Source organism: Shewanella sp. WXL01 (assembly GCF_012263345.1).
In the GTDB taxonomy this organism is placed as follows: domain Bacteria; phylum Pseudomonadota; class Gammaproteobacteria; order Enterobacterales; family Shewanellaceae; genus Shewanella; species Shewanella maritima.
In genome coordinates, this window is sequence record NZ_JAAIKQ010000003.1 from 45505 (window position 1) to 72287 (window position 26783).

At 45.4% G+C, this 26783-nt stretch carries 16 protein-coding genes; 7 read left to right on the top strand and 9 right to left on the bottom strand.

The annotated features are described in order from the left end of the window. Positions 1 to 9 precede the first annotated feature (9 nt). Together G3R49_RS09125 and G3R49_RS09130 are read right to left on the bottom strand one after the other, a co-directional pair. Positions 10 to 396, bottom strand: a complete 387-nt coding sequence (locus G3R49_RS09125) for a DUF2149 domain-containing protein (RefSeq protein WP_167869451.1) — start codon at positions 394 to 396, stop codon at positions 10 to 12. 2 nt (positions 397 to 398) lie between these two features. Next, on the bottom strand, positions 399 to 935 hold the full coding sequence (locus tag G3R49_RS09130) for a MotA/TolQ/ExbB proton channel family protein (RefSeq protein ID WP_167869452.1): 537 nt from the start codon (positions 933 to 935) through the stop codon (positions 399 to 401). A 294-nt stretch (positions 936 to 1229) separates the two neighbouring features. Between G3R49_RS09130 and G3R49_RS09135 the strand changes: the two genes are divergently transcribed. From G3R49_RS09135 to G3R49_RS09150, 4 genes are all read left to right on the top strand, one after another. Then, a complete protein-coding gene (locus tag G3R49_RS09135) occupies positions 1230 to 3413 on the top strand; it encodes a TonB-dependent hemoglobin/transferrin/lactoferrin family receptor (protein ID WP_167869453.1) in 2184 nt (727 codons plus the stop codon). Between the two features lie 438 nt (positions 3414 to 3851). Further along, positions 3852 to 10355, top strand: a complete 6504-nt coding sequence (locus G3R49_RS09140; protein WP_167869454.1) for a transporter substrate-binding domain-containing protein — start codon at positions 3852 to 3854, stop codon at positions 10353 to 10355. Beyond that, positions 10352 to 10732, top strand: a complete 381-nt coding sequence (locus tag G3R49_RS09145) for a response regulator (protein WP_130601117.1) — start codon at positions 10352 to 10354, stop codon at positions 10730 to 10732. Before G3R49_RS09140 ends, G3R49_RS09145 begins: the two co-directional genes overlap by 4 nt. A 122-nt stretch (positions 10733 to 10854) precedes the next feature. After that, entirely contained in the window at positions 10855 to 12048 is a 1194-nt protein-coding gene (locus G3R49_RS09150; RefSeq protein WP_167869455.1) for a polymer-forming cytoskeletal protein, read from the top strand. 49 nt (positions 12049 to 12097) lie between these two features. Here the strand turns inward: G3R49_RS09150 and G3R49_RS09155 are convergent, their stop codons facing one another. The 4 genes from G3R49_RS09155 to G3R49_RS09170 form a co-directional block, all read right to left on the bottom strand. Further along, a complete protein-coding gene (locus G3R49_RS09155; protein WP_167869456.1) occupies positions 12098 to 13771 on the bottom strand; it encodes a pitrilysin family protein in 1674 nt (557 codons plus the stop codon). Beyond that, complete coding sequence (locus G3R49_RS09160; protein ID WP_348633918.1) at positions 13768 to 15312, bottom strand: pitrilysin family protein; 1545 nt, start codon at positions 15310 to 15312, stop codon at positions 13768 to 13770. Before G3R49_RS09160 ends, G3R49_RS09155 begins: the two co-directional genes overlap by 4 nt. Positions 15313 to 15430: 118 nt before the next feature. Beyond that, positions 15431 to 16378 (bottom strand): L,D-transpeptidase family protein, encoded by a 948-nt coding sequence (locus tag G3R49_RS09165; protein ID WP_167869457.1) that lies wholly within the window; start codon positions 16376 to 16378, stop codon positions 15431 to 15433. 190 nt (positions 16379 to 16568) lie between these two features. Further along, on the bottom strand, positions 16569 to 17495 hold the full coding sequence (locus tag G3R49_RS09170; RefSeq protein ID WP_130601125.1) for an LpxL/LpxP family Kdo(2)-lipid IV(A) lauroyl/palmitoleoyl acyltransferase: 927 nt from the start codon (positions 17493 to 17495) through the stop codon (positions 16569 to 16571). Between the two features lie 318 nt (positions 17496 to 17813). On the opposite strand from G3R49_RS09170, the gene G3R49_RS09175 reads away from it, so the two are divergent. Beyond that, positions 17814 to 18761, top strand: a complete 948-nt coding sequence (locus G3R49_RS09175; protein WP_130601127.1) for a hypothetical protein — start codon at positions 17814 to 17816, stop codon at positions 18759 to 18761. 306 nt (positions 18762 to 19067) lie between these two features. Further along, on the top strand, positions 19068 to 19547 hold the full coding sequence (locus G3R49_RS09180; protein ID WP_130601129.1) for a TetR family transcriptional regulator: 480 nt from the start codon (positions 19068 to 19070) through the stop codon (positions 19545 to 19547). 197 nt (positions 19548 to 19744) lie between these two features. On the opposite strand, the gene G3R49_RS09185 is transcribed toward G3R49_RS09180, so the two are convergent. The 3 genes from G3R49_RS09185 to G3R49_RS09195 all read right to left on the bottom strand — a co-directional run bounded on the left by G3R49_RS09185 (position 19745) and on the right by G3R49_RS09195 (position 24383). Next, positions 19745 to 21076 carry an alpha/beta hydrolase gene (locus G3R49_RS09185; RefSeq protein WP_167869458.1) on the bottom strand — a complete coding sequence of 444 codons (1332 nt, stop codon included), beginning with the start codon at positions 21074 to 21076 and terminating at the stop codon, positions 19745 to 19747. 278 nt (positions 21077 to 21354) lie between these two features. Then, positions 21355 to 22845, bottom strand: a complete 1491-nt coding sequence (gene pntB, locus G3R49_RS09190) for a Re/Si-specific NAD(P)(+) transhydrogenase subunit beta (protein ID WP_130601133.1) — start codon at positions 22843 to 22845, stop codon at positions 21355 to 21357. Between the two features lie 11 nt (positions 22846 to 22856). Continuing rightward, entirely contained in the window at positions 22857 to 24383 is a 1527-nt protein-coding gene (locus G3R49_RS09195; protein ID WP_167869459.1) for a Re/Si-specific NAD(P)(+) transhydrogenase subunit alpha, read from the bottom strand. A 600-nt stretch (positions 24384 to 24983) separates the two neighbouring features. On the opposite strand from G3R49_RS09195, the gene G3R49_RS09200 reads away from it, so the two are divergent. Continuing rightward, positions 24984 to 26780 carry an assimilatory sulfite reductase (NADPH) flavoprotein subunit gene (locus G3R49_RS09200; protein ID WP_167869460.1) on the top strand — a complete coding sequence of 599 codons (1797 nt, stop codon included), beginning with the start codon at positions 24984 to 24986 and terminating at the stop codon, positions 26778 to 26780. Positions 26781 to 26783: the final 3 nt, after the last annotated feature.

Below are 26783 nucleotides of genomic sequence, written 5' to 3' on the forward strand. Positions count from 1 at the left end.
TGGTTTCGCTTATTTTAATTGTTGTGACTGTGACTGAGGTTGCGGCTGTGGCTGTTGTTGGGTAGTAGATTGTGCGTTAGTTTCACCACCGCCTTCTGGTACGTATACAAAGCTGCCATCTGCCATCTTGTAGGCAACACCAGCACGCATACCTTCGCCAGAGCCAATGTCACCAGTGGACTTGTACTGCTTAATTTCTTTGCCTTCTTTAACAATCACTTCCATGTTTGGCTTGCCGGCATTTTTCACCACGGTGACATCATCGGCTGAAAACACGCTAAGTGGGTTTTGCGCCAAAGCAATGAGCAAGGCAGCAATGATCACCAAAAACACATCCACAAGATTCACCGCACTGACGATTGGGTTTAGCTCTTCATCTTCATCTAAAAAGCGCATGACTATTGACCTTTCAGTTTGCGGATATTGATTAACTCGTTAGCGCACCAGCGCTTTTTCACTGATGCAGGCCAAAAGGTGATAGAAGAAATCACTAGCCCCCAAATTACCGCAGCAAAGGCGATGATCAGGTTTTCACTAATCCCTTGAATGTTGCCATCGGCAAGGGCTTGCAGAGCTGGGCCCATCGGGATCATGGTGGCGATAAGCCCAAGCATTGGGGCGATACGGGTAACTACGCGTAAGTTCTCTAGCTCTTTCAGTGCCACGACTTCAAGCTCATCTTCGCTGGCATGAGGGTTCGCAATAAAGTAATTGTGGATTGGATAGCCAGGTTGGGCGCTAGCATTATTCATATCAGCAGCAGCGATTTGTTTGGTGTAGGCAAGACGCGCTTTTTTGCGCAGCAGATACTGCGAGCTAAAGCGGCCAAACATAAACAACGCGTATACGACAAGGGCGCAAATAATAACGATAACAGGTGCCATCAGCAGCTCAGCTGCTTCAGCCATAGTGATTTCTAATAGTTGTATGCTCACGAAAAATACTTCCTCAGGAAAAAAGACTCGCGGATCATACATTGAATAATTTGGTTAATGCAAATGATATCAATTCTTATTTGTGTTTACAGGGTTGTTTGGAGTGTGTAATCTAAAAAAGCAATCTAGCTAATCGAGCTGTTAACAATGTGATCGTAGAAGTTAAAGCGTTCACTCACTCGATGAAGAGCTTTACCTAGCTAGGAAAAATTTTTATGGCTCGAGAGCAATGCTCTCGAGTTTTGCTTTTTAAAAATCAGTTAAAAATAAAAACGTTAATTAGGGATTGAAAACATGAGTAAATTTACGCGCACCGTACTTGCTAGCGCAGTTGCTGCCCAATTTGTAATGGCGCCTAATGTCATCGCGCAGGAGTCAGCTTCAGCAGATGTTGCGAATGAATTTGAAGTGATTGTCGTCAGTGGCTCACGAACTGAAAAACCGCTGAAAGACGTTGCGGGCAGTATCTCAGTAGTTACCGCTGAGGAGATTGAAAATCAGGTAGTTGATGACATGAGTCAGCTGTTTAAGTACGACCCAAGCGTGCAGGTGTCAGGTACAGCTGGTCAGGCGCAAAACATTATTGTTCGTGGTATGGGTGGTGATCGCGTGCTGATGATTAAAGATGGCATGCGCATGAACGAAGGTTATGGTGCGGACGGACTCAACGATATTGTTGGCCGTGGTTTTATTGAAACAGACACTTTAAAACAAGTCGAGGTTGCCAAAGGCGCAGCATCATCACTTTACGGTTCAGACGCGCTAGGTGGCATTGTAGTTTTCACCACTAAAGATGCATCTGACTACCTAGAAGAAGGCGAAACCTTTGCAGGTAAGGTCAAAGCTGGCCATAGCTCAAATACCAAGCAAAATAACTTGGGTACGACTTTAGCGCTGAAAACTGGTGATTTCGAGCATTTACTGAGCGCGACTGTGCGTAAAGGTGAAGAGCAGCAAAACTATAAAGAAACTAAAGCGCCGCTGGATATCGACTCTACGAGTATTCTTTACAAAGCCAAATACAACATTAACGAAAAGCAAAACCTGAGCTTGATTGTCGATAGCTGGAAGCAAGACGTAAAAGGCGATACCGCCTATGGCTTGTTAAGTTACTTCCGTACCTTAGATGGCTATGACGTGCTTGAAGAAAACAGTCTTGGCGAGAAAGATAACCTGTCAATGCAGCTGCGTTACCAAAGTACAGATGCTACAGCGATTTACGATCAATTAAATGTGTCGGTTTATCGTAATAGCACAGAGCAAACGGATACCGAATACGGCAAGCTAGATATCGATGCAAATTTTGGTTACCCAGTCGTTGAAATTCGCGATATGTGGAAAACTGCAGTTTACGAGCAAGACACAGTTGGCTTTTTATCTAATGCCAGCCTTGAATTAAACGATACTCATACCCTAGGTTATGGGTTAGATGTAGAGCAGTCTGAGTCGAAGCGCCATGAGAGTAAGCTGTACTCAGTTGAAGGCACACCAAAACCTGGTTATCCGCAAGAAGAAGATAAGTTCCCGACTACTGAAGTATTCCGCGCAGGTGTATTTGTAAATGATGAAATGCGCTTTTTAGACGGTGCATTAACCGTGACACCAGGCGTGCGTTTTGACATGTACAAAATGGACCCTAAAGGTGCGGTTAAAGAAGATGGCACTGAGTACAAAAAGTTTGACGAAAATAATGTGTCGTTCAACCTAGGTGCGCTATATCGTATTGCGCCTACCATGAACTTATTTGCTCAGTATGGTCAAGGGTTCAAGGTACCGGCTTACGATCTTGCGTATCTTGATCATGATAACTCTTTATACGGCTACAAAATTAAGCCAAGTGATGACTTGTCGCCAGAAAAGAGTGACACCTTTGAGCTAGGTTTACGTGGTCACGTAGAAGATTTTTACTTCACGGCTGCGGCGTTTTACACCAAGTATGATGACTTCTTGTCAACGGCTTTGATTGATATTGAAGAGGGCACTAACCCATACACGGGGCAGCCGATGAATATCAATATTTATCAGTACCAAAATATTGATTCAGTCACTATTAAAGGCTTAGAGTTTGCGGGCCAATACTACTTAAACGACAACGTGTCTATGTACGCTAACGCTGCATATACCGATGGCCGTGATGATCAAACTGATGATTATATTACCAGCATCTCACCGCTATCAGGTGTCGCAGGCGTTAGGTTTGAAAATGACGACTTTACCTCAGAGCTATTAGTTAACTGGGCTGCGCGCATGACTAAAGTACCAGAAGAAAGCGTAGAAATTCCTGGCTATGCAACTATGGATTTCTTGGTCAACTACAATGTTACTGAAGACTTTAAAGTTAATCTGGCGATCACCAACCTGCTAGATAAAGAGTACGTTAAGTACATAAATGGTGCAGGTCATAAAACCAATGATACCTTGCAAGATATTACTGAAGCAGGTCGCACCTTTAGCGCCAGCGTTTCGTACAATTTTTAACATTTGTTAAATTTCGCTCAGTTTAGCTGATGCAAACAAAGGGTACCTGATATCAGGTACCCTTTTTATTTTGTAAAACACATGAAAAACAGAGTGTTACATGTGTAGATTGATTGACCGTGAGTGTTTACGCTTTATCTTGAATTGACATGAAATTTATATGAACGCGGTGATGTCAATTTGTTGTTAATTCTATGTGAGTTTACTTGTTGGTTTTGTTGGTTTTATCGTCTAGTATGCGAAAAAAGCAGGCATTGTTTAAACACGTATAAACCTATAACTATTAGAAGCTTGCGGTAAGTTTTGTTGATCACAAGGACAGTTGATTACATGGCTATTACTCAGTTATTTGGCTGAGTTAACTCAGATTAATTGCTGTTAGAGTGGTACTTTTTAATGTGGTCGAGTTTTACTAGAGTCATCCTTTTTATGGGGGTGATGATTTGGTTTCCCGCTTTGCTTGGTGCGGGTCAATTCATCAGCCAAGCTCAGGCTCATACCAGTCAAAGGGTCAGTTATAACGATGAGCAAATTGTTCACCTTGCTCAATCTAATCGCGAAATTCTCTACCAAACTGAACTGCTAAATCGCATGATGGCCATGTATGCCTATACAGGTAACGAGTTGTGGTACGACAAACATCGTATTGCCCTCAAGCAGTTTCAGCAAACCATTGCTCAAACTAAAGTTGACTATATTCATATTGCCCCCACCACTCTAGATGCTTTATTAAAGCATGCAAAACAACTATTGGAAGCTGATAGTTACGTATTTGAGCTTGTTGACCAAGGTCAGTTTGCTAAAGCGCGAATGTATCTTGAGTCAGCCGAGTTTAAAGACAAAAAGCTTAGGCTAATTGAGTCAACCCAGCAGCTTAGCAGTGAGCTTGAGCAGTACGTTAAAGTGCAGCGCAAGCAGCAACAAAACCGTTTACATCTAATTGAATTAACCGAGTCAGAAAAGCAATGGATAGCCAATAACCCAAGTGTGGTGATTGGTAATGAGATTAGCTGGCCGCCGTTTATGTACCAAGATAGGCATGGGCAGGTTTCAGGTATTAGCCATGATTTTTTACAACTCATTGAAGATAAAACAGGTCTCAAATTCACGTTATCTGAGCCCGGTAGCTATGCAGATGTACAGCGTTTGTTTCACCAAGGGCGGGTTGATTTAATTGCTGCGGCTTATTATTCCCAAGAGCGCCATAACTTAGCGATTCATACCCCAAGCTACCTGATATTAAGTGACCATATTTATGTGCGCGCCAACAGCACACTGCAACACTATGATGAGCTAAGCGATATAACGCTTGCGATCCCAGCAGGCTATGAAAATATCGCCAAAATTAAAGAGTTACTGCCTAATGTCATTGTCATTGAAACGCGCGATTTGCAAGACAGTATGGAGCGATTACAGCGCGGTGAAGTTGATGCCTTGATGGACTCGCAAAGTGTTGTGGACTTTTTGATCCGCGAGAATCAAATTACCGGTGTGAGATCGTTTGCTAGCCCGCTAGATCACAATAGCTTGCGCATGTTTGTGCACAGAGAACAGCAAATATTACACGGCATTATCGCCAAAGCCATTAACAGCATTACCCGCTATGAAAGGCAAGCGATTTTATCAAAATGGTTTAACCCTGAAACCGTGGCGCAAAAGCAGCTGCAAAATACCATGTTGACAGCTGCAGAGCTGGAGTGGCTGCGCCAGCACCCAACCATTCGCTTTGCATCAGACCCTGCCTGGCGGCCGTTTGAGTACATTGATGAACAAGGTCAGCATCAAGGCATGATGTCGGATTATCTAGCGTTAATTAGTGAAAAACTAAACGTTAATTTTAAGCTTGAACCCACTGACACCTGGAACGAGTCGCTTACTGCTGTAGAGAAGCGCGAAATTGATATTTTGACTTCAGCAACCGCAACAGAGATGCGCAAGCAGCATATGTCATTTACTCAGCCGCATATGACAGTACCTGCTGTGGTCATTACCCGTAGAAAAGAAGCTAATTACCTAAATCTTGAGCAGTTTGGCGATCGCACCTTAGCTGTTATTGAAGGCTACTCAAGTACAGACTGGGTTACTAAGCAGTATCCACAACAAACGTATCGGTACGTCGACACCATTAATGACGGCTTACGTTTAGTCTCCGAAGGTAAAGTTGATGGCTTGTTGGCGAACAAATTGTCTACGTTAGACAGTATTCATGAGATGGCGTTAGATAATCTCAAGATGAACTTTGTGACCAACTACAACTATCAATTGTCTTTTGCCGTGCGTAAAGACTGGCCGCAGTTAGTTTCGATTCTGAACAAGGTATTAGCCGATATTACGCCTGCTCAGCGCAACACAATTCGCAACAAATGGATTGGGATTGAGCTTGAAGGGGTTAGCAATAGCCTTGATATGAAACATGTTGATAGTGTGCCGGTCGAGCGGATGATACTCATTGCCCTTGTGGTGGTGTTGTCATTCTCAATAGTCGCTTGGTTTATGAGCCGCACTCGCGGTGATGCAATGGCGATTTATAGTTCTGGTCGTATGCGTTTTCTTGGCGTCATTAGCATCGGTTGTACCATTATTGTGGTGCAGTCTCTCACCTGGGTATCGCTAAATAAAGAAGAGCAAATTGCACGTTTGCAGGCAGGGAAGTCGATTGACGCCACCTTGCATGCCACCAAGACCGCGCTGGATGCCTGGATTAACGCACGGATCCAATTGATTGATTTAGTCTCTCACGACCAAGATTTGAGCCATCTTGCAGATATTATCAGCAAGACTAAATCATCTCAGCAGCATCAACCACTTTTGGAGCAACTTAACGAAAAATATCACCTGCAACAAGAAGAATGGAAGCTGGTGGTGGTGAATAAAGATGGCAAAGCTCTGGTAGGTAACAGTACCGACTTACCGGCTCTAGCACCCATGATCAAGCAACAAATGTCTGACGGTAGTGCCACTTTTGTGCCGCCACTGCGCAATGTCAATAACGACAAGGTGCAGATGTACTTTATTGCGCCGCTAGAAAATGATGTGGGTGAACCCGTCGCAGCCATTGTGGCAAAGGCCGAGCCGTTCAAAACTTTCGACCATATTTTGTCGGAGACGCAAATCGGTCATACAGGTGAAACATACGCCGTTAATCAGCGGGGGATGATGATTTCTGAAAGCCGTTATACCGAAGACATTATCAAGGCCAACTTACTGCAAAGAGGTGAGTCGAGCATTCTTAATCTTCGTCTTGCTGTGCCGCGCCAACCCCTTGATAAAGGTTGGCGATATTCTGATGGCGAGCCTCTGCCATTAACTAAAGTGGCCCAGCGTATTGTACTGGGCGAAAACGGTATCAATGTGGATGGTGCGTTTGATTACCGAGGTTATCGCACGATTTCAGCCTGGCTGTGGGATGATAAATTCAAATTTGGTTTGGTGGTTGAGATTGATGAGGATGAGGCTTTAGAGGGCTATTATCTATCACGCAACACACTCTATGGCGTGTTAGGCATTTCACTGCTAGTGATGTTGATTTTAACCGCATTTACTAATTGGATTGGTGCAAGGGCAAATGGCGTATTGCTTAATGCCCGTGATGAGTTAGAAACCCGAGTAGAGCGCCGAACGCTTGAATTGAAAAGATCTCAGGCGCAGCTGCATAGCCTGATTGAGTCGGCGCCAGATGGCATGATTGTATCTGACGAGCAAGGGCGCGTAACTATGGTAAACCGTCAGGCTTGCGATATTTTAGGCTTTAGTAAACAAGAGCTGCATGGCTTAAGAGTCGATCATCTGTTCGCCACTCATTTACGCGATATTTACTTTAATCGTCACCGCACCATTACCATTCGCGGTAATCAATATGACAGTGATAAAACTTTGAGTTTGTTTGCCCTGAACAAACTGGGTGAGCAGGTGCCGGTTGATGTTAAGCTGAGCTTGATTGAAACCGAAGATGAGCTGCGCGTTATTAGCTCACTGCGCGATACCAGTGAGCGCGTCGCCGCTGAAAAAGCCTTAGCTGAAAGCCGAAATTTGCTACAAACCGTTTTGGATAACTCGCCTGCATTGGTTTTTTTAAAAGACACTGAGAGTCGCTATTTATTGGTGAATGAAAAGTGGAATCAGCTGATTGGCAAAGAGGGTATAGATGCCGTTGGTCATGACGATTATGAGTTTTTTACCCAAGAAGAGTCTGACGCTTTGCGGCAAAACGATCGTGAAGTGATTGAAAGCGGTGAAACGGTTACCTTTGAAGAGCGGATGAAGCAAGACGATGTCGAGTGGGTGTATTTATCCCACAAGTTCCCCATTATGGATGAGCGCGGCGAAATCATTGCTGTGGGCGGTATTTCCACCAATATGACTGAATTGGTGCGTGCTCGCGAAGCGGCAGATGAAGCCAAAGAGGCCGCGGATAGCGCCCGTCATATGGCAGATAAGGCAAATCGAGCGAAAAGCGACTTCCTTGCCAATATGTCTCACGAAATTCGCACGCCAATGAACGCGATTATCGGCATGTCGTATTTAGCCCTGCAGACTGAGCTTGACCGCAAGCAGCAAAACCTTGTCAATAAAGTGCACCTATCAGCTAAGTCTTTGTTGGGAATTATCAATGACATTCTCGACTTTTCGAAAATCGAAGCCGGTAAGCTTGAGCTAGAACAGGTGAGTTTTGAGCTTAATGATGTACTAGTAAACTTAAGTAATCTCGTTGGCTTAAAAGCTGAAGAAAAAGGCCTTGAGCTACTCATTGATGCGCCACTATCAATCCCCAATAACCTAATTGGTGACCCACTGCGTCTTGGACAAGTACTGATTAACTTGTGTAATAACGCAGTAAAATTTACTCACAGTGGCCAGGTGATGATTAAGGTGCGAGTTGAGCAGCAGCGCGCTGGGCATGTATGTCTTCGCTTTGAAATCCAAGATACAGGCATTGGCTTAAGTGAAGAGCAACAACAAAACTTGTTTAACTCCTTTACCCAGGCCGACTCATCAACCACGCGCCAATATGGTGGTACAGGACTCGGATTGGCGATTAGTAAATCCCTGGTCGAAAAGATGTCCGGCACTATTGGGGTTGAAAGTGCGGTAAATTGCGGCAGTCGTTTCCACTTCACAGCTAGTTTCGCCACACAAACTCATAGACCCTTATTGCCAGTAGTGCCAGCGAAACTGGCAGGACTGAGAGTGATAACCATTGATAATAGTGCAAGCGCTCGGGCAGTACTTGATAGTCAGCTGCAGTCATTTGGGTGTGAGGTGAGCAGTCAACCTTCGCTGGCTTCGGCCAAGGTATTATTGACTACAGGCAGTGTCGCTAACGCTGACTTGATTGTGCTTGACGCTCACTCCTTAATGGATGCACCGCTCGAAATACGCGAAGAAGTATTACACAAACAGAGTCTAGAAGCGGTACCAGTGATTGTTACCGTGGGTGGCAGTGAGCAGGCGCTAGCAGATTGTGTAATAGATAAGTTATCACCCGATTGTTTGCTTAATAAGCCGGTGCTTGCTCCAAGCTTAATGAGTTCTGTCATTAATAAGCTAAATGGTATTAAGGCCAATGCAGTGACAGGTTTAGGGGCGATTGATTCTTTTAATAACGATACCCGCAAACTTAAAGGTTCGCGCATTTTGCTGGTAGAAGATAACGACATTAATCAGGAGCTAGCCTACGAGCTATTGACGGGCAATGGGCTTAAAGTTGAAGTGGCCAACGATGGTTTAGAGGCACTTGAAATCATGCGTCAACACAGTTTTGATGCCGTTCTCATGGACTGCCAAATGCCTGTCATGGATGGTTATGAAGCCGCCAAGGCCATACGAACTAATGCTGACTGGCAGCAAATACCTATCATTGCCATGACAGCAAATGCCATGGTGGGTGATAAAGACAAGGTATTGGATGCTGGTATGAATGACCATATTGCTAAACCTATTAGCGTGAAGGACATGTTCCGCACCATTGCCAAGTGGGTTGAACGGACAAGTGCTGCGCCTGATGAAGCAGTATTGCAAGCCTGTGATATTAAGAGTAATGACACTATTGAGAAGCCTGCTGAACAATCAATAATGTTACCAACAGTGCAACCTGCAACTGAGCAAGCACTCTTGGATGCATGTGAAAAGCAAGCCGCTCAAATCACTATTGTAGGTCTAGATACAAGGCTTGGTCTGAGCATTTGCCAGCATGACAGTAAGTTGTATTGCAGATTGTTGGCTAAGTTTGTTCGTGCAAATACTGAGTTTGAGCTGCAATTTACTGATGTTTTAGCGCGCTCTATTGTTGAGGCTGAGCGCTACGCGCATACGCTAAAAGGTGTTGCGGGCAATATCGGGGCGCTGCGTATTCAAGCGATGGCGAAAGCGCTAGAGGCTGCCTGTGAATCTCAAGCTGATAGTGCTGAAATCAAGCGGCAAGCTAAGCAAATTGGTGTCGAAGTTGACGCGCTTATTGCCGATATAAAAGTGCATTTAGATGTGGATACTTGCAAAGGTTTGGGCACTGATGATATTGAGCAACAAGCGGAATCAATCACCCAAAACCTGAATAATAAATCCATAGCAGATCAGCAGCTACAGTCGCTAATTACTGAGTTATATCGCTTATTACTTGATGATGACACTGACAGTAGTGATGTGATGGAGCAAGTTTTACCTTGGATAGTCAATGATGAAGCTACATTTAACCAAGATGTGCTTGCTAGGTTTAATGCACTGTCTGCGTTAATTGGAGGTTATGATTACTACGCCGCCAGTGAGTTACTTGAGACTATTGCGACCGAGGATTTGGCGATGTCGCTGAAAAGTACCGATGAGCAAATTAACATCAGCGAGCCAATTAACACCAGTGAGCCAATTGGCCCCAGCGAACTAGTTGATCACAGCGAGCAAGCTAAAAACAGTGTGCAAACTACAGATGCTGGGCTGGTTGATGCATGAGTAAGTCAGTTATTTTAGTCGTTGATGATACGCCGGAAAATATCGATGTGATTAGCGGCGTCCTCAAACCCGAATATAAAGTCAAAGCGGCGATTAGCGGTGAGGCAGCGTTGAAGATAGCAGCGCGTAAACCTCAGCCGGATTTAGTTCTGCTCGATATTATGATGCCAGGTATGGATGGTTTTGAGGTGTGCCAGTACCTTAAAGCCGACCCGAAAACAGCGCACATTAAAGTGTTATTTGTGTCTGCCAAAACCGAAATCAGTGATGCGCAGCGGGCATTAAATCTTGGCGCGGAAGACTACATCACTAAACCCATCAATCCTCAGGAAGTGAGGCTTATTGTTAGAAAACAATTGCTTAATAAGTCTGCTTAATTTGAACTATCAATTTGAGCCTGATACCGATGAGCAGCAAATCAGACTGCTATACGCTTTTTATGTCATGCATTTTAGATTAGTATTTTGTCTTTAGTTTGATTGCCCACAAGGACAAGGTAATGAATAGCAAGGCCAAACAAGCCACAGTGATCGGCGCGCAAATGAACCTGCAAGGGGAGATGGATATTCAAGGTCCAGCGACGATTGCAGGGCATACCAATGGTGTGATCCGTTCTAGCGCCGATATTGTGATTGAGCAAGGCGGCCTTGTTGAAGGTGAGCTTTATTGCCAAAGCGTTAAAGTCTGTGGTCAGTTCAAAGGTAAATTGTTTTGCAACAAGCTGATTATTGTTAGCTCAGGTGTGGTTGATGGTGAGGTGTCCAGCCATCAGATGGAAATCTATGACGGCGGACAGTTTATTGGTAAGCGCACCAAAGGGCCTGATGCCGATACCTTGCCAGATTTTACGGTCAACTCTGAGGCTAATGACACTGCTGATGACGAAACCACAGTGCAAGCTAAGCAAACCGTCAAGGCCGCAAAATCTAGTAAACCTGCGCCTAAGATTGAATCAGCCGCTGAGAGTAGCGATAGCTTAGGCGCCAGATTTGAAGCGCAAACTGCTGGCGCAAGTATCGATGCCGCTAGCGTCTCCTCTAGCACTGCTAAATCACCAACAAATGCCGCAGATGAACTAGCTACAGAGTCAAGTTCAAGCAATAAGTTACCTACCAAGTACCTAGTGGCCGTTATCGCTATGCTGGCTGTGGTGGGGTACATCATTGGCGGGCCAATGCTGCAATCGACTAGCTCGACTAATTCAACTTCAGCTTCGCCGTTAACCTCACCGTCAACCACTACGTCGCAAACAGCAAAACCTTTGCCGGTAGCTAAGCCAGCAGTCGAGTCTCAAGCGAAGCCAGAAGTTAAGTCAGAACCGACTTCAAATGCCAACGATGCTGTAAGCGATGAAAACACAAGCGCGGCTTCAGATGATTTAGAGGCTGCAGAGCCAACAGTTTCTGCTGATCAAAAAGCCAGTGAGCCGAAACTGTTTGCCGCGCCTGATGCTAACGCGCAAACTGAGAAGAAGCGCGCGCCGATTTCAGTCACTCAAGCATCTCAAACTGCAAGTGCGGTAGTTAAGAGCGCAGACAGCGTGCAAAATGAGTTAGCAGACGGTATTAAAAATAAGGCTGAACAAGCGACAGAGGCGCTGGAAAAAGTGGCTGAGCCTAAATTGTTTAATGAAGAAAAAGATAGCTCGGATAACCCACAACCTGCAGTGCAAGATGATACTGCAGGTCAGTAGTCATAATGGTTGAAGCTTAGCCTCACTTGTAAGGATAAATAGAGCCCGTTTAGGGCTTTATTTCTTCAATTTTCCAGTTATTTCTTTCTACTTCCAGCACTTTGTTTGCCGACAACTTATTGTCCAACACGCCACTGTTAGCCAATGCCTCTAGGCCTTTAACCAGCGGCTTGGCAATGTCATCTTTATCGCCTCTAAGTACGATGACGGGGTTGGTTAGGTATAGCTGAGCAAAGCGAGACAATTCATCTGCACTAAGTTGCTCAAGTACATCATAAAAAGCTTGAACGCGATCTTGCTGCTCAGTTCCTTGTGCAACTTGCCCCATAATCCATGGGGTTAAAAAGCTATTTTCAACTGCCCGCTGGCTATCAAGTTTCAGTTGCTGTTTGCCAAGCATATAGTCTTTTAGCGCTTTGAGCTCAGCATCTTGAGGTGATTGGCGTTGCAGCAAGGCAACGTGCTGCAGTATGCCGCTAACGAACTGTGTGGTATCAGCTTTGTCTGTACTGCCATATATGGTGAGGTATTGCCCAAGTGGCGCATCGACACAATAGGCGTAGACGCCATAAGTTAGCCCGCGCGTTTCACGTAAATCATAAAACAAGCGCCCTGAGTATGAGCGGCCAAGTAGTGCTGCCAATGACTCACATGCTAGGCGGTTGTAGCGCGCATCAGTGACCGAGTTTGCAAACAAATAGCCAATGCGCAGCTGAGTCTGGACTGTGCCTGGCTTGTCGATAATGGCAATGGGTTTTAAGGTCAAGTTTTGCTTATCAGCAGTGCTGTGAGCCTGCTTTTTAGCTTGAGGATGCCTTACTACAGATTGCGTATTTAGAAATTGAACGTCGCGTGTTGGCTCCTTTAAACCTGCTGTGCTAAACACGTGCCACTGCAGGCTTTGATAGGTACTGGCGAACAACTCGGTGAGTGATTCTATCGTTAGGCTGTCGATGGCTTGCTGGTTATTCACCTCGCTTGCGTAAGGGTGGCTAATACCTAACAGGCGCTTGCGGTAAGCTAGGTTTATCTCACTGCCAGTAAAGGCGCCAATATGACTATCTAGCTTGAGTTTGCGCTTGAGCAAATCGAGGTTAATCCCGTTTACCTTCCCCTCAGTTTTGGTCAGCGGGTTAGCTAATTGCTGCCACAACTGCTTAGCGAGCTTTAGCTTGGTCTCATAACTCGCCTCACAGTGCATGCTAATGACAATGCGGTGCAAAGTTGCTGAAAAACTGATGCTATTTAGGCAGCGTGTAATTTGCTCTGGTTTAGCATTGACTGCTGCCAACTCCCTAAGAGCTGCTTGTTCGCTGAGCGCCAATTGCTGCGCATACAGCTCAAAGGCTTTAAGCAAAATATCAGGGTTGGCAATGGCTCGCGTCTGGCTTATGCCAACTAGAGAAAAACGATGCGTTGAGAGGGGAAACTGGCTCAGAGACCACAAATGCTGATAGCTAGCATTATTAAGCTTATGGCTGAGTGGCGCGGGCGGGCTTTGATAGCTTAGCTTTGCTGCAAGGGGCGGTAAGTTTGTTGCTTGTGAGTCAAATTGCGGCAAGGTTGGGGTTATTGTAGCGGCGCTATCACTTGTTGAGTTGGCAGCGACTTGGACCGAGCTTTCACCATTAGTCTGTTTGTGCTGGCAGGCAACTAGCATTAGCAGCAAAAAGGTGGCAGCGAGTTTATTTATCAAGGGGATTAGAGAGCCAATTCGCATCATAAGGCTTGCTCCTCTAACCATTGTGACCAGGATTTAGGTAGCCACTCAAGCAAGGTTTTTCCACTGCGAATGTACCAAGCAGGGAGCATGTCTAATCTAACGGCTTTGTGTTGGTAATACTTGGCAGCAACTCGGGCCATGTCGTCACTGGTAACCTGATTGGTTCTTTGCCAGGGTGAAGTCAGTGGCGTGCGTTTGTCCCGTTGCTGACTGTTGGAAAGCATATTTGCTAGGGTCAATGGGGATGCTAGCTTAGCGAGTTTAGTTTCTAAATAGGCGGCTTTGACGTTGCAAAGCCGCGTATCACTAATGCCATTTTTTACTACATCATCAATAAGTGTCTCGACAATGGTTGCTAACTCATCTAGAGATTCGTTGGCTCTAGGTACTAGGACGATATTGGCGACGCCATGATGCTCAAGGGCTAAGGGATAAGATAAATGCAGCATGGTTTGCTGCGCACTCGTTGTACGCCTTGCCAGTAAACTGTCTCTTTGTTGAAACAGGTATTGGTTGAGCAGGGCGATAGCTTCTGCGTCTTGATGATTGCGCCCCACGGTATGCCAAGCCATTAGCACTGCAGGCCAAGGGCCGCGCTCATCCACGATACTGCCATGATTGGCTTTAGCATCTATCTGTAAATCGTTAAATTTGCTGGGCGCTGCAGTCGATTTTTGCCAATCGGCAAACTCATGCTCGATGAGTTCAAGCGTGTTGTCTGGTAGGGCGCCGATCAAGGTCATTTGCGCATAGTCAGGGCGATAATAACGCTGATGGAATGCCATTAAGCTTGATTGGTTCGCTTGCATTAAATCTGCCTTGGAGCCAATGACTGCGTGGCCATAGGGCGTGCCTTTTACTTGCTCGAGTAAATACTGCATGGCTTGACGTACATAAGGTTGGTTATCAATCGCGCCAGCCATTTCTTGTAGCACAGCGCCTTGCTGGTTGGCTATTGTGTCCTCGGTGATAACTGGCCGCCTTAACCTGTCAGCCTCTAGGTATAAGCCTAGCGCTAAAGCTTGTTTTGGCAGCTGAGCATAATAGCGAGTGAAGTCAAAAAAGGTGCTGGCATTAAAGCGTGCGCCAATGCGGTTCATTTGCTGGGCATAACCATCGCCAGGCAAGTTTTCACTGCCTTTAAATAGTAGGTGTTCAAACAGATGCGCGTAGCCAGTTTGCCCTTGAGGCTCGTTGCGTGAACCCACATTAAACAAGGTTGAGATGCTGATGGTTTGCTGTTGTGGTTGCGGCAACAATCGTACGCTAAGGCCGTTTTCTAACTGGTGATACTCGATGTTTTGTTCAAGTTCGAATAGCGGTTTGGCAAAACTATCGAGCTGGCACTGCTGGGCACTTTTTGCATTAGGGGTACTTTTTGCATTAGGGGCATGGTTTGTATTAGGTACATGGCTAGTATTGGATGCATAGCCGCTCGCAGAGATAAGCGTGCTGGCCGCAAAGATGCTCGATAATAGTAACGACTTAACGAGCACTGACAAAGGGCTGGCAATATTGGGGAGTTTGTCACGACTTAACACAGGCAATCCATTAGCAATCTAAGGCGTTTACTTAACTTAATGGATTTAGGTTAACCATAAAAAAAGGCTTTCTCAACAAAGCCTTTTAACTTTCGTCATGACACTAACATTATAGTTATCATGGATTAATACGCGTTGGCATGCCTGTACGTTGCTCAAGTAAACGCTTGATCACAAATGAGTCAGTTTCAGCATGGGCGATAAAGCGGGTGACTTTGCGGTCCAATTCCAGCATTACCGGCTCATTAGACTCAAACTCTTCCTGGGTGCGAGATAGTGGCTCGTGCACCTCAACGTAGCGGCCGCCGTTAGACTCTTCTGCGACTTTAACTGGCTGGTTGATAAACTCAACTCGAGTGCCAACGGGCACGCTATTAAATAGATGCTCGATATCATCATCTCGCAGACGTACGCAACCCTGACTTACACGCAGGCCAATACCAAAGTCGGCATTGGTGCCATGCAGCGCAAATAAGTTTCCTACATATAAAGCAAATAAGCCCATTGGGTTGTCAGGCCCTGCAGGCCATACATCCGGCAGGGTGACACCTTTTGCTGCGTAAATTTCACGGGTGTTTTTTGTTGGTGTCCAGGTAGGGTTCGCGCGCTTGCGATAGACCTTAGTTACCCAGTTTTCCGGTGTGTCGCGACCCACTTGACCAATACCAATTGGCAGTACGGTAACGCTGTTGCTGTTCTTGGGATAATAGTAAAGACGCATTTCAGCAATGTTAACGACAATCCCTTCACGCTTAGTATTGGGCAGGATCAGTTGATGCGGAATAATCAGGGTGCTACCTGGAGTAGGCAGGTAAGGGTCTACCCCCGGATTAGCTTGCATCATGTTGGTCAAACCTAGCTGGAATTTAGCAGCAATTGCTTCGAGTGTGGTTTTGCCCTCAGGTACTACATAGTACTGGTTTTCACCTACCACGCTATTGCCATTAGTTGGTAGTCGATACTCAACGGCGTGAGCTGCAATGCTTAACAGAGCACAGCTCGCAATCATAGCTGGTTTAATGGTTGATTTTACTAACTTTGCACAGCGTGAAAACAGGGTGTTCATGTATCAGTCTGGATCCTGAGTGAAAGGGCAATACTACTTAAGGCGCATCGTCACTTATTTACTGCCAAAATTCAATAGTTTTGACGACTCGCTTTGATTGCGCTTGTAATTCTTGCCCATAAAAAATGCCCCAGATGTGAGTATCAGGGGCATTGTTGTTTATGTTTCTCTTGTTCAGATTAGCCAAGCATTAATCGTACAACGAAGCTGGCGCTTCTGGTGGGCGGGTTTTGAAGCGACGGTGCAGCCACATATATTGGCTTGGATTCTTATCGATAATCTGTTCGATAATTTTATTGCCGCGAATGGCATCGCTCACTTCATCTTCACCTGGGAAGTTATCTAATGCAGGCATAATCTCAATGTTGTAACCAGTATCATCTTGATTACGCTCAACAAAAAATGGCAACACTTTAGCGCGTCCCAGTTTAGCGAGGGTGGTTGCGCCAGTAATAGTGGCAGCTTGATCTACAGCATAAAATGGGATGAACACTGCGCTTGAGGGGCCAAAATCCTGATCTGCGGTGTACCAAATGACGTCAGGCTTGCGAAGTGACTTTACCATTTGCCTTAAGTCACGTTTAGGGACTAAGCCCTTGTTTGAGCGCAGACGACCTTTGACCTGTAGGTATTCCATAACCGGGTTGTCGTGGGGGCGATAAACGCCAATACCAGGTTGGAACTGACCAAAAATACGTGCGCCCATCTCCAATGGTAAGCAGTGCACTGCAAACAAGATCACTCCCGTGCCATTGTCGATATTGTTGGTGACATGCTCTTTGCCTTTAATGGTCATGTGGCGCTGGATTTTCGCATCAGACCACCACCAAGCATTGATGGTATCAAATACTGCTTTACCGGTTTCTTCAAAGTTTGCATCGAGCAACTGTTGTTGTTGCTCTGTCGTCATATTTGGGAAGCAAAGCTCTAAATTGCGCCGAGCCGTTTTTGAGCGGCCTTTGACTAGCTTTTGCACTGCGCGACCAAGCGCAGCGCCCATTTTCATTTGCCAGCGCAATGGTAACAATAAGGTAAGACGCATCATGCCTACTGCAAACCACATTAGCCAATATTTTGGGTGGCATAACTTTGCCGAAAATTGAGCTTGCTCGACCACAAATCACTCATCTAACAATTAAAAATTATGCTTATTCTAACTCATTTCTAGGGCAATATTGGTTACAATCATGGTTAATTTCTAAGATACGTGAATTGAAAATGCCCTTAACACTCGTCACTGCTGAAAACTTAGCCCAATGGATTTGGCTCGATGATCAAGATTAAGTCTCGTTTAGCGAGCGTTAACTTATTGGCGACTGGCTTATTCAGTCTAAGTGCACGTTTGTGGTTTTGTCTCATGTTGGTTTTATCAAATCTAATGCTTGCGCCAAATACAGTGGGACAGAGTATCAGCGTCGAAGCTAGGTCAACCTCTATGAGTCAGGAGTTCAGTAACCAGGAAGTCAGTAGCCAGGACATGAGTGACACGGTTTCAAGTGGTCAAATAGCAACACGTTACAGCCACAAAGATATTATCGCTAAGATTGACCATCACTTAGCGCACCAGCTGTCTCACTCCTGGCTTGATATAGATGCTCACAAGGTGTTGCTATGTTCTGCCCTGACGCTAACCGAGTGTTTCGCTCAGTCGCCAGCTTTAAGTCAAAGCGCTTTGTTTAGCTCAGCATCGGTAAAGCGTCAGCTTGGGCTCAAGCATGCTATGGTGCTGCATCTAGGGCAGAGTGATTTACTTGGTGTGATTATCTATAACTTACAAGCCCCTCAGTTAAGCGCCATTGGTGTGGTTGATCTCATTCCTTATCACATCCCACTTGAGCAGCAGACAAAGCTATCGATTATTCATGAGTTAGGGCACCTGCAGAATATCCTGCTGCAAGATACCTTGTTTTCCGAGCGGCTTTCCCGCTATCAGCATGAGTGGCTGGCCGATATGTACTTGTTTTGGCACATGGCGCGAGATCAAGCTGGGCGTGATTTAATTTGGCAGCAATTGCATAGACGTAATTTGGCGATGATGAGTGATAGTAGTCGTATTAGCCATTGGAGTGCGCCGCAGTTGCAGTATTTGTTACAGACATATTCGCCGCAGATACTGCAAAGTTTTACGGGGTATGCGAGTTTTGCAACTGATGCGTTGGCACAAATCCCAAACTGGAATGATGATGAGCTTGCCGAGTTTACAAGCTTAGTGCAGCGCACTTTTGGTAATGATGTCATACAAATTCTTCCCCGCTATATGTTTTGGCGTCAAGAGCAGTTGATCCATACCTTAACGCCAACCCTCGTTAAATTAATGGGTAAGCACAAAACTCAGCTTTGGCTTAGCCGTCAGTTTGTAATGGCTGAAAATTTATCGCTATAAATCATAGATTAACAAGCTATACATGTGTGTATTTTGGTGGCTATTCTGTAAGCTTTTTGTGAAATATTAGATCTTTGAAACATTTATTTACGATTACAATTTTGTGTATTTACTGAACATATTGTGAAAGTGATAGTCTTTGATTTTTAAAGCAAAAAAATTATTTACAAGCCTATTGTTCGGTAAAGTGTTATGTGCTGGTATGTTATGCGGTTAAAAATGTTGTTAAATCGAAATTAGTTAGCAGATATTTCTAATGCCGTCTGGTAAGCTCATTTTGAAATTAGATGAGAGAGACCTAGTTGTATGGCAAAACGTTCACGCGTAGAAACTGAACGCACAGTTAACTACATTTTAGATGAAGCCTTAAACCAAATTTTGACGATCGGATTTGAAGCCATGTCTTACACGACGCTTTCAGATGCGACAGGGATAAGTCGAACCGGGATCAGTCATCATTTTCCTCGTAAAACCGAGTTTCTAGCTAAGCTGGACATGCGTATCGGTCAGTTGTTTGTTGATGAGTTAAATTTCACATCACTGGAACTGCTTGAATCGTCATGGAACGCTGCTATGAAACAGCCACGACACCTTGCTGTGTTAAAGCTGTACTTTAGCTTGTGTGGTGCGAGTCAAAAAGGCATTAGTTTCTTCACTGCAATTGAGCATGCTAAAGAACAAGCTGGTGAGTTATTAGGCGCAGAAGGTGAGCGCTGTATCGATAACTTGATCGGCCGTAGCTCAGTGATGTTACTAACTAATAATGTAGAAGAACTTGCTGCGTAGTAATGATTGATGACCTGAGCATTAGATATCAGGCATCACACATTCGAATTCAAGTCAGTTACCTACTGATAAAAAGCGCTCGCTGGAAACAGCAAGCGCTTTTTTAATGCCTATAACTCAGTCACTCAGCCTGCTAGCAAACGAAGCGGTGAAGATAGTTTCAACCCGCTTGAAGTATCTCTAGTTGGTAAATGCGTTTAGTCGGTAAAAGCATCTGGCGCCAACTCCCAATAATCCCATGACTCATATTGATATTGTTTGGCGAGTTTAACAGCTTGTTGATGGTGTTGTTTGGCAAGCCTACTGTTATCAAGCGCTTCATAAGTTTTACTCATTTGTTGATGCCAGTTCGGGTGATGCTCACCTTGAGCGCTAACGTGCTTTAAGATTTGCAGTGACTTTTGTGGATCTTTGGTGGCGACAAAGCCCTTTGAAAATGCGATGACAACTTCTAAATACGACTCTGGAAAGTCCTGTTGGATAGCTGCTAATACTTGGTCAACTTTGGTGTGCTGTTTAGAGCGAAATAGGTATTTTGCTAGGTGATAGGCTTGTAGCCAATCAAAGCGAAACCCTGCCCATTGCGACTGCTTTCGCTTAAAGTGCGCCAACAGTGCCTGATAGTCAGCAAACTCCAGCATTGGGTCTAAATCAACGTAATAGTTGGGCGCAAGAAACTCCAATCCCGCAACAATGGATGGCATAGCTGTCGAATAATGGGTTTCATCAGCAAACACCTGATAGCCGTAGCGCAAGTTTTGATCTGTATGCGCACTAAAAAGTTTATCCAACTCGGCAACGCCCATCCCTTTCTCGTTAGCGAGTGTCATAAACAGCTCGGTTTTTGGTTTAGTTTTCAAAAAGCGCTGTAGTTGCTGCTCTATATTATTGCCGTCATACCATGCGCTTGGGCTAAAAGCCAAAAATACGTTAAAAGGTGTGCTCTCTTGCATCATGCTATACAAGGTGAATAGCCCTCCCAATGAATAGCCTGACAGGGCTTTAGCGTCAGTGGTGCGATATTCGCTATCGATTAACGGGATTAATTCCTGGCTTAAATAGGCTTGCAGTTTATCTGAGCCGCCAAATTCGCTGCCTTCTTTTTCAGACTCCCAGGTATTGGCGTACAGATAATCTTTTTGCCCCTGCATAGCGATGCCCACAACGATTAGCGGTGGGATTTTGCCCATGCGCGCAAGGGTGTGGGCTGCAGCAGATACATGGCGAAACTGGAAGTCGCCATCAATAACATACAGCACGCTGTAGTGTCTTTGGGTGCCCGGAATTTGCATGTGATAACGCTCAGGCAATGCAACCATATAGCGGCGTTTAGCGGCAAATATTTGAGATTGATGTTCAAACACGTGACCGTAGCTAAGACTTTGTGAAACAGGGGGTTGTGAAGCAAGGCTATGTGAAACAGGGTTTTTGTGAGTGTCGTCTGCATTTACCTTAGCGCTATAGCTAAGCAGAGCTACCACAGTAAATAAACCGATAACGGCGTTAAGCAGAGAAGAAACAGTGCGCATGCCGATCTCCTTTTGGCAAAAGCTAATTCTATAAACTGAAAAAATGGGTTGAGAAGAAAAAGGTTAATAAACAAAGGTCGGCAGGCACTTTAGCGCTTAAGTGACTGAAAATGCTAGCTGTTAGACTAAAGTGTTAAACGCTGAAACACTTGTTTAGTGTTAGCTTAAGTTTACTGGCGCACCATTTATCTGCAGGCGAGTGTTGAGTTTTAGGTAAAAAATACCAGCTCGCATAGTTAACAACGAGCTGGTATTTGCTTTTCTATCTAACGTTTAGCTTAAAGCGCTTTAAGAATCGCTTCTACGCTGTCTTTCGCATCGCCAAATAGCATTTGGGTATTGTCTTTGAAGAATAATGGGTTTTGCACGCCGGCATAACCTGTATTCATTGAACGTTTAAAGGCAATTACGTTTTGCGCGTTCCATACTTCTAATACTGGCATACCTGCGATTGGGCTGTTTGGATCTTCCATTGCCCCTGGGTTAACCGTATCGTTAGCGCCGATAACCAGTACCGTGTCAGTGTCTGAGAAGTCATCATTAATCTCATCCATCTCTAACACTACGTCATAAGGTACTTTTGCTTCAGCAAGCAGTACGTTCATATGACCAGGCAGACGACCCGCAACCGGGTGAATACCAAAGCGCACAGTAATACCTAAATCGCGTAGCTTTTTAGTGATTTCAGCAACTGGATATTGCGCCTGGGCAACCGCCATACCATAGCCTGGGGTGATGATAACTGAGCTAGATGCTTTTAGCTGCTCAGCTACATCTTCAGCTGTAGTTTCGCGGAACTCGCCCATTTCTTCATCACCAGATGCTGCAGTGCCATCGCTACCAAAGCCACCTGCAATGACCGAGATAAATGAGCGGTTCATCGCCTTACACATGATGTAAGACAGAATTGCACCAGATGAGCCTACAAGCGCACCGACTACAATCAGTAGGTCGTTTGATAGCATGAAACCAGCCGCCGCAGCAGCCCAACCTGAGTATGAGTTTAGCATTGATACGACAACTGGCATGTCTGCACCACCAATCGATGCAACTAGGTGCCAACCAAAGGCAAAAGCAATTAGCGTCATGATGATCAGCGGTGTCATAGCGCCGCCAGCTTGTACGAATTGGATCATTAGGATTAATGACACAACAACGGCAGCCAGGTTGAGCTTATGGCGGTGAGGTAGCATTAGCGCCTTAGATGGAATTAAGCCACGCAGCTTACCAAAAGCTACCACAGAGCCTGTGAAGGTCACTGCGCCAATGAATACGCCTAGGAACACCTCAACTAGGTGAATGTTTAGCATAGCGCCAGTGAGGTGTGCGTCATGAGCGCTTGCCTGCTGGCTTGCTTCAACAATCGCGGCTTTGGCTGCTTGCAGTGACGCATGAACGTCATCACCTAGTGTTACCACTACTTCATTGACCGCTTGTGGGTGCAGGTCAATAAAGCTGTTAAAGCCAACTAATACTGCTGCCATACCGACAAAGCTGTGCAAAATTGCCACTAGCTCAGGCATTTCAGTCATTTCAACTTTAAGCGCGAAGCGAATACCAATCGCGCCACCAATAACCATCGCTAGGATGATCCAGTGAACGCCGTGTGTTTCTGGGTTTAGGATGGTTGCGCCAAGCGCAATGGTCATCCCGATGATACCGAATATGTTACCGTTCTTAGCCGTTTCTTGTTTTGATAACCCAGCTAGGCTGAGAATAAAAAACACTGCGGCAACGATATATGATGCTGTAACCAGTCCTTGAGACACGATAATACCCCTTAATCTTTACGGAACATTTTCAGCATGCGCTGAGTGACGGTGAAGCCACCAAAAATGTTAATGCTGGCAATGAGAACCGCGATAAACGATAGTGCGGTGACCAGTGCTGAGCCACTTCCTATTTGTAGTAATGCGCCCACCACAATGATGCCTGAAATAGCATTGGTGACCGACATTAGCGGAGTATGCAGTGCGTGGGTTACGTTCCAAACGACGTAGTAACCAACCACACAAGACAGAACGAATACCGTGAAGTGTGACAGGAACTCGGGTGGTGCAACCTGGGCAATCATGCCAAAGGCGGCAATACCTGCTGCGCCAAGAATGTACTTGAGCTTAGATGGCTTTTTCTCTTCTTTAACGGGTGCTTCTACTTTGGGCGCGGCTTGTTGCGGCGCGGCAGAAACCGAAATTGCTGGTGGTGGGAAGGTGATTTCGCCATCGCGAGTCACTGTCATGTTACGCATGACAACATCGTCAAAGTCTAAGACTGCATTGCCGTCTTTTTCTTTGCACATAAGCTTCATTAGGTTAACTAGGTTAGTACCGTAAAGCTGTGATGATTGCGCCGGTAGGCGACCTGGAAGGTCAGTGTAACCAAGTACTTTAACGCCATTCTCAGTAACGATTTTCTCGCCTGTTACTGTGTACTCACAGTTACCGCCAGTTGCCGCTGCAAGGTCAACAATCACGCTACCGCTCTTCATGCTATCAACCATTTCTTTGGTGATAAGCTTAGGTGCAGGGCGACCTGGAATAAGCGCAGTGGTGATGATGATATCGACTTCTTTTGCTTGCTCGGCAAAAAGCGCCATTTCAGCAGCGATAAATTCATCTGACATCACTTTAGCGTAACCGTCTGATGAGCCGCCTTCTTCGTTTTCAAACTCAAGTTTTAAAAACTCACCGCCCATTGACTCGATTTGCTCGGCAACTTCTAAGCGGGTATCAAATGCACGCACTACCGCACCTAGTGAGCCTGCTGCGCCAATTGCGGCTAAGCCCGCAACACCTGCGCCAATGACCAATACTTTGGCTGGTGGTACTTTACCTGCGGCAGTGATTTGTCCGGTGAAGAAGCGGCCAAATTCATGCGCTGCTTCAACCACTGCTCGGTAGCCACCAATGTTGGCCATTGACGAAAGCGCATCTAATGACTGGGCGCGAGAAATACGCGGCACCATGTCCATTGCCATTACTGTGATGTTCTTTTGTGAAAGTTTTTCAACCAGCTCAGGATTCTGTGCAGGCCAAATGAAGCTCACTAAGATAGTGCCTGCTTGCATTTGCTCGATTTCGTCATCCGTTGGTGCGTTAACTTTAAACACTAAGTCAGCTTGATACGCACTATCTACAACTTCTGCCCCAGCAGCTTCAAACGCAGCATCATCAAAGCTAGACAAATTGCCTGCTGCTTTTTCGATGGCCACGCTAAAGCCGAGTTTTTGTAGTTGTACTACAGTCGCCGGCGTCGCTGCGACGCGGGTTTCACCTGCAATACTTTCTCTCGGTATTCCAATCTGCATGACTGTTCCCTGATGGTTAATAAAAAAGGCTGTACCTAAACCTTGATGTTTAGGCGGTTACGGCATCCCATTATGTAATACCAATTAGCATAAGTATTTGATTATTCTTACTGGTTAAAACCGCTTATAACTTCGTTAGAAATTTTGTAGTTAGAACAACTAGCTAGCTGCAATTTCCGCCTTGTTCTAAGCGATTTTCCCTGCATAATCTCTGAACACTTATTTATCCCAATTGATATAAGGTCGAACATGATGGTGTGACCCAGACCCATCTTAGTGATGGAAACCAGGATTTAGTTCTTACTTGTATCGCGTTTTGTGATTGTTGTTCTGTTTTTGTGACAATCGAAGTGGCGTAAATTCAATAAGAAATTAGCCCCTTAGCTTGAAGCATTAGCTATAAACGTGACAAGAGCCAGTTAGAGAAATCCCACTGTTTTGCGTTGTAGATCACTAAAATTTTTAACTAAGCCACACTTTTGTAGCTCAAAAAATAACCTTTGCATATTCCATAAACGTATAAAGAATTATCTTTTATTCTTTTTTGACAATTTGGCCAAGGAGTAAGCTAACAGCATTATTTTGTTATAAGGCCGCCCTATGTTGTTAAAAGAATTATCTGCATTAGCTTCCCCCCTATCACAGGGGCAGGTAGAAAAGCTAAAGCAATTTACCGCCGAGCTAAATCCAATCCAGCAAGCCTGGGTGAGTGGTTATCTTGCTGCTAGTGCTAATGCTGTTGGCGCTGTGGCGAGTGCACCCGCAGCGCAAGCTAGTCAAATCATCACAATTTTATATGGCAGCCAAACGGGTAATGGTCGTGGCGTGGCCGAAACTCTGGCGCAAAAAGCGCAGGAGCAAGGCTACAGTGTTAATTTGACCTCAATGGCCGATTACAAAGCTCGCGCGCTAAAACAAGAAACCTTGCTGTTGGTGGTGGTCAGTACCCATGGTGAAGGTGAAGCGCCAGATGATGCTATGCAGCTACATGAGTTTTTAGCTTCAAAACGCGCACCTAAGCTGGATAACCTACATTACTCGGTATTGGCGCTTGGTGATTCGAGCTATGAGTTCTTCTGCCAAACCGGTAAAGATTTTGATGCGCGCCTTGCTGCACTTGGCGCGAAAGCGTTAACACCAATTGTTGAGTGTGACGTTGATTATGAGGAAAGCGCTGATGCATGGACTGACTCTGTATTAGAGGCGGTAAAACCTCATCTTGAATCATCAACTAACGCAGCCTCAGCGAGTGTAGTACCGATCTCTGCTGCGCAAGCAGGCGCGAGTCAATACACCAAGAAAGCGCCATATACGGCTGAAATCCTTGTGAGTCAGAAGCTGACTGGCCGCGACTCAGATCGCGATGTGCGCCATGTTGAAATTGATCTAGGTGAGTCTGGTATTGAGTATCAGGTGGGCGATGCGCTAGGCGTATGGTTTAGCAATAACCTTGAGTTAGTTGATGAAGTATTAGCTCAGCTTGAGTTATCTGGTGATGAGTCGGTTGAAGTGAGTAAACAAAGCACGACTCTGAAACAGGCACTTGTCGACAGCAAAGAGCTAACTCAGCTATATCCTGGCTTTATTCAAAACTGGGCTGAACTCAGTGGTGATAAGTCATTGCAAGCGCTTGCGAGCGACAAGAGCAAAACCCGAGAGTTTATGCTGACTCAGCAAGTGGTAGACATCATTAAGGCTTACCCAGCTAAAGTCGAGGCGCAAGCCTTTGTTGATTTACTGCGCCCATTAACGCCGCGTTTATATTCTATCGCCTCAAGTCAGGCTGAAGTAGAAGCAGAAGTCCACCTTACCGTGGCGTTAGTTGAAGATGAGCGTAATGGTCAGGCTCGCTTCGGTGGCGCGTCACATTTCCTAGCCTCTGCAGAGGAAGGCCAAGAAGTCAAAGTCTACGTTGAACCTAATAACAACTTCCGCTTGCCAGAAAGTCCTGACACGCCAGTGATTATGATTGGCCCTGGTACTGGCGTAGCGCCGTTTCGTGCCTTTATGCAACAACGCAGCAGTGATGGCGTTGAAGGCAATAGCTGGTTGTTCTTTGGTAACCCACATTTTGAGCAAGACTTCTTATATCAAACCGAGTGGCAGCAGTACCTTAAGTCGGGCGAGTTAACTCAGCTTGATGTGGCGTTCTCCCGTGATCAAGAGCATAAGATTTACGTGCAGCACCGTATCAGTGAACAGGCTGAGCAGGTATGGCAGTGGCTGCAAAATGGCGCGCACATATATATCTGTGGTGACGCCGAGCGTATGGCAAAAGATGTGCATCAAGCCTTGTTAGATGTTGCCCAAACTCAGGGCGGATTATCAAGCGAAGATGCCGCCAGTTATTTAGATACATTACGTGTAGAAAAACGTTACCAGAAAGACGTTTATTAACTT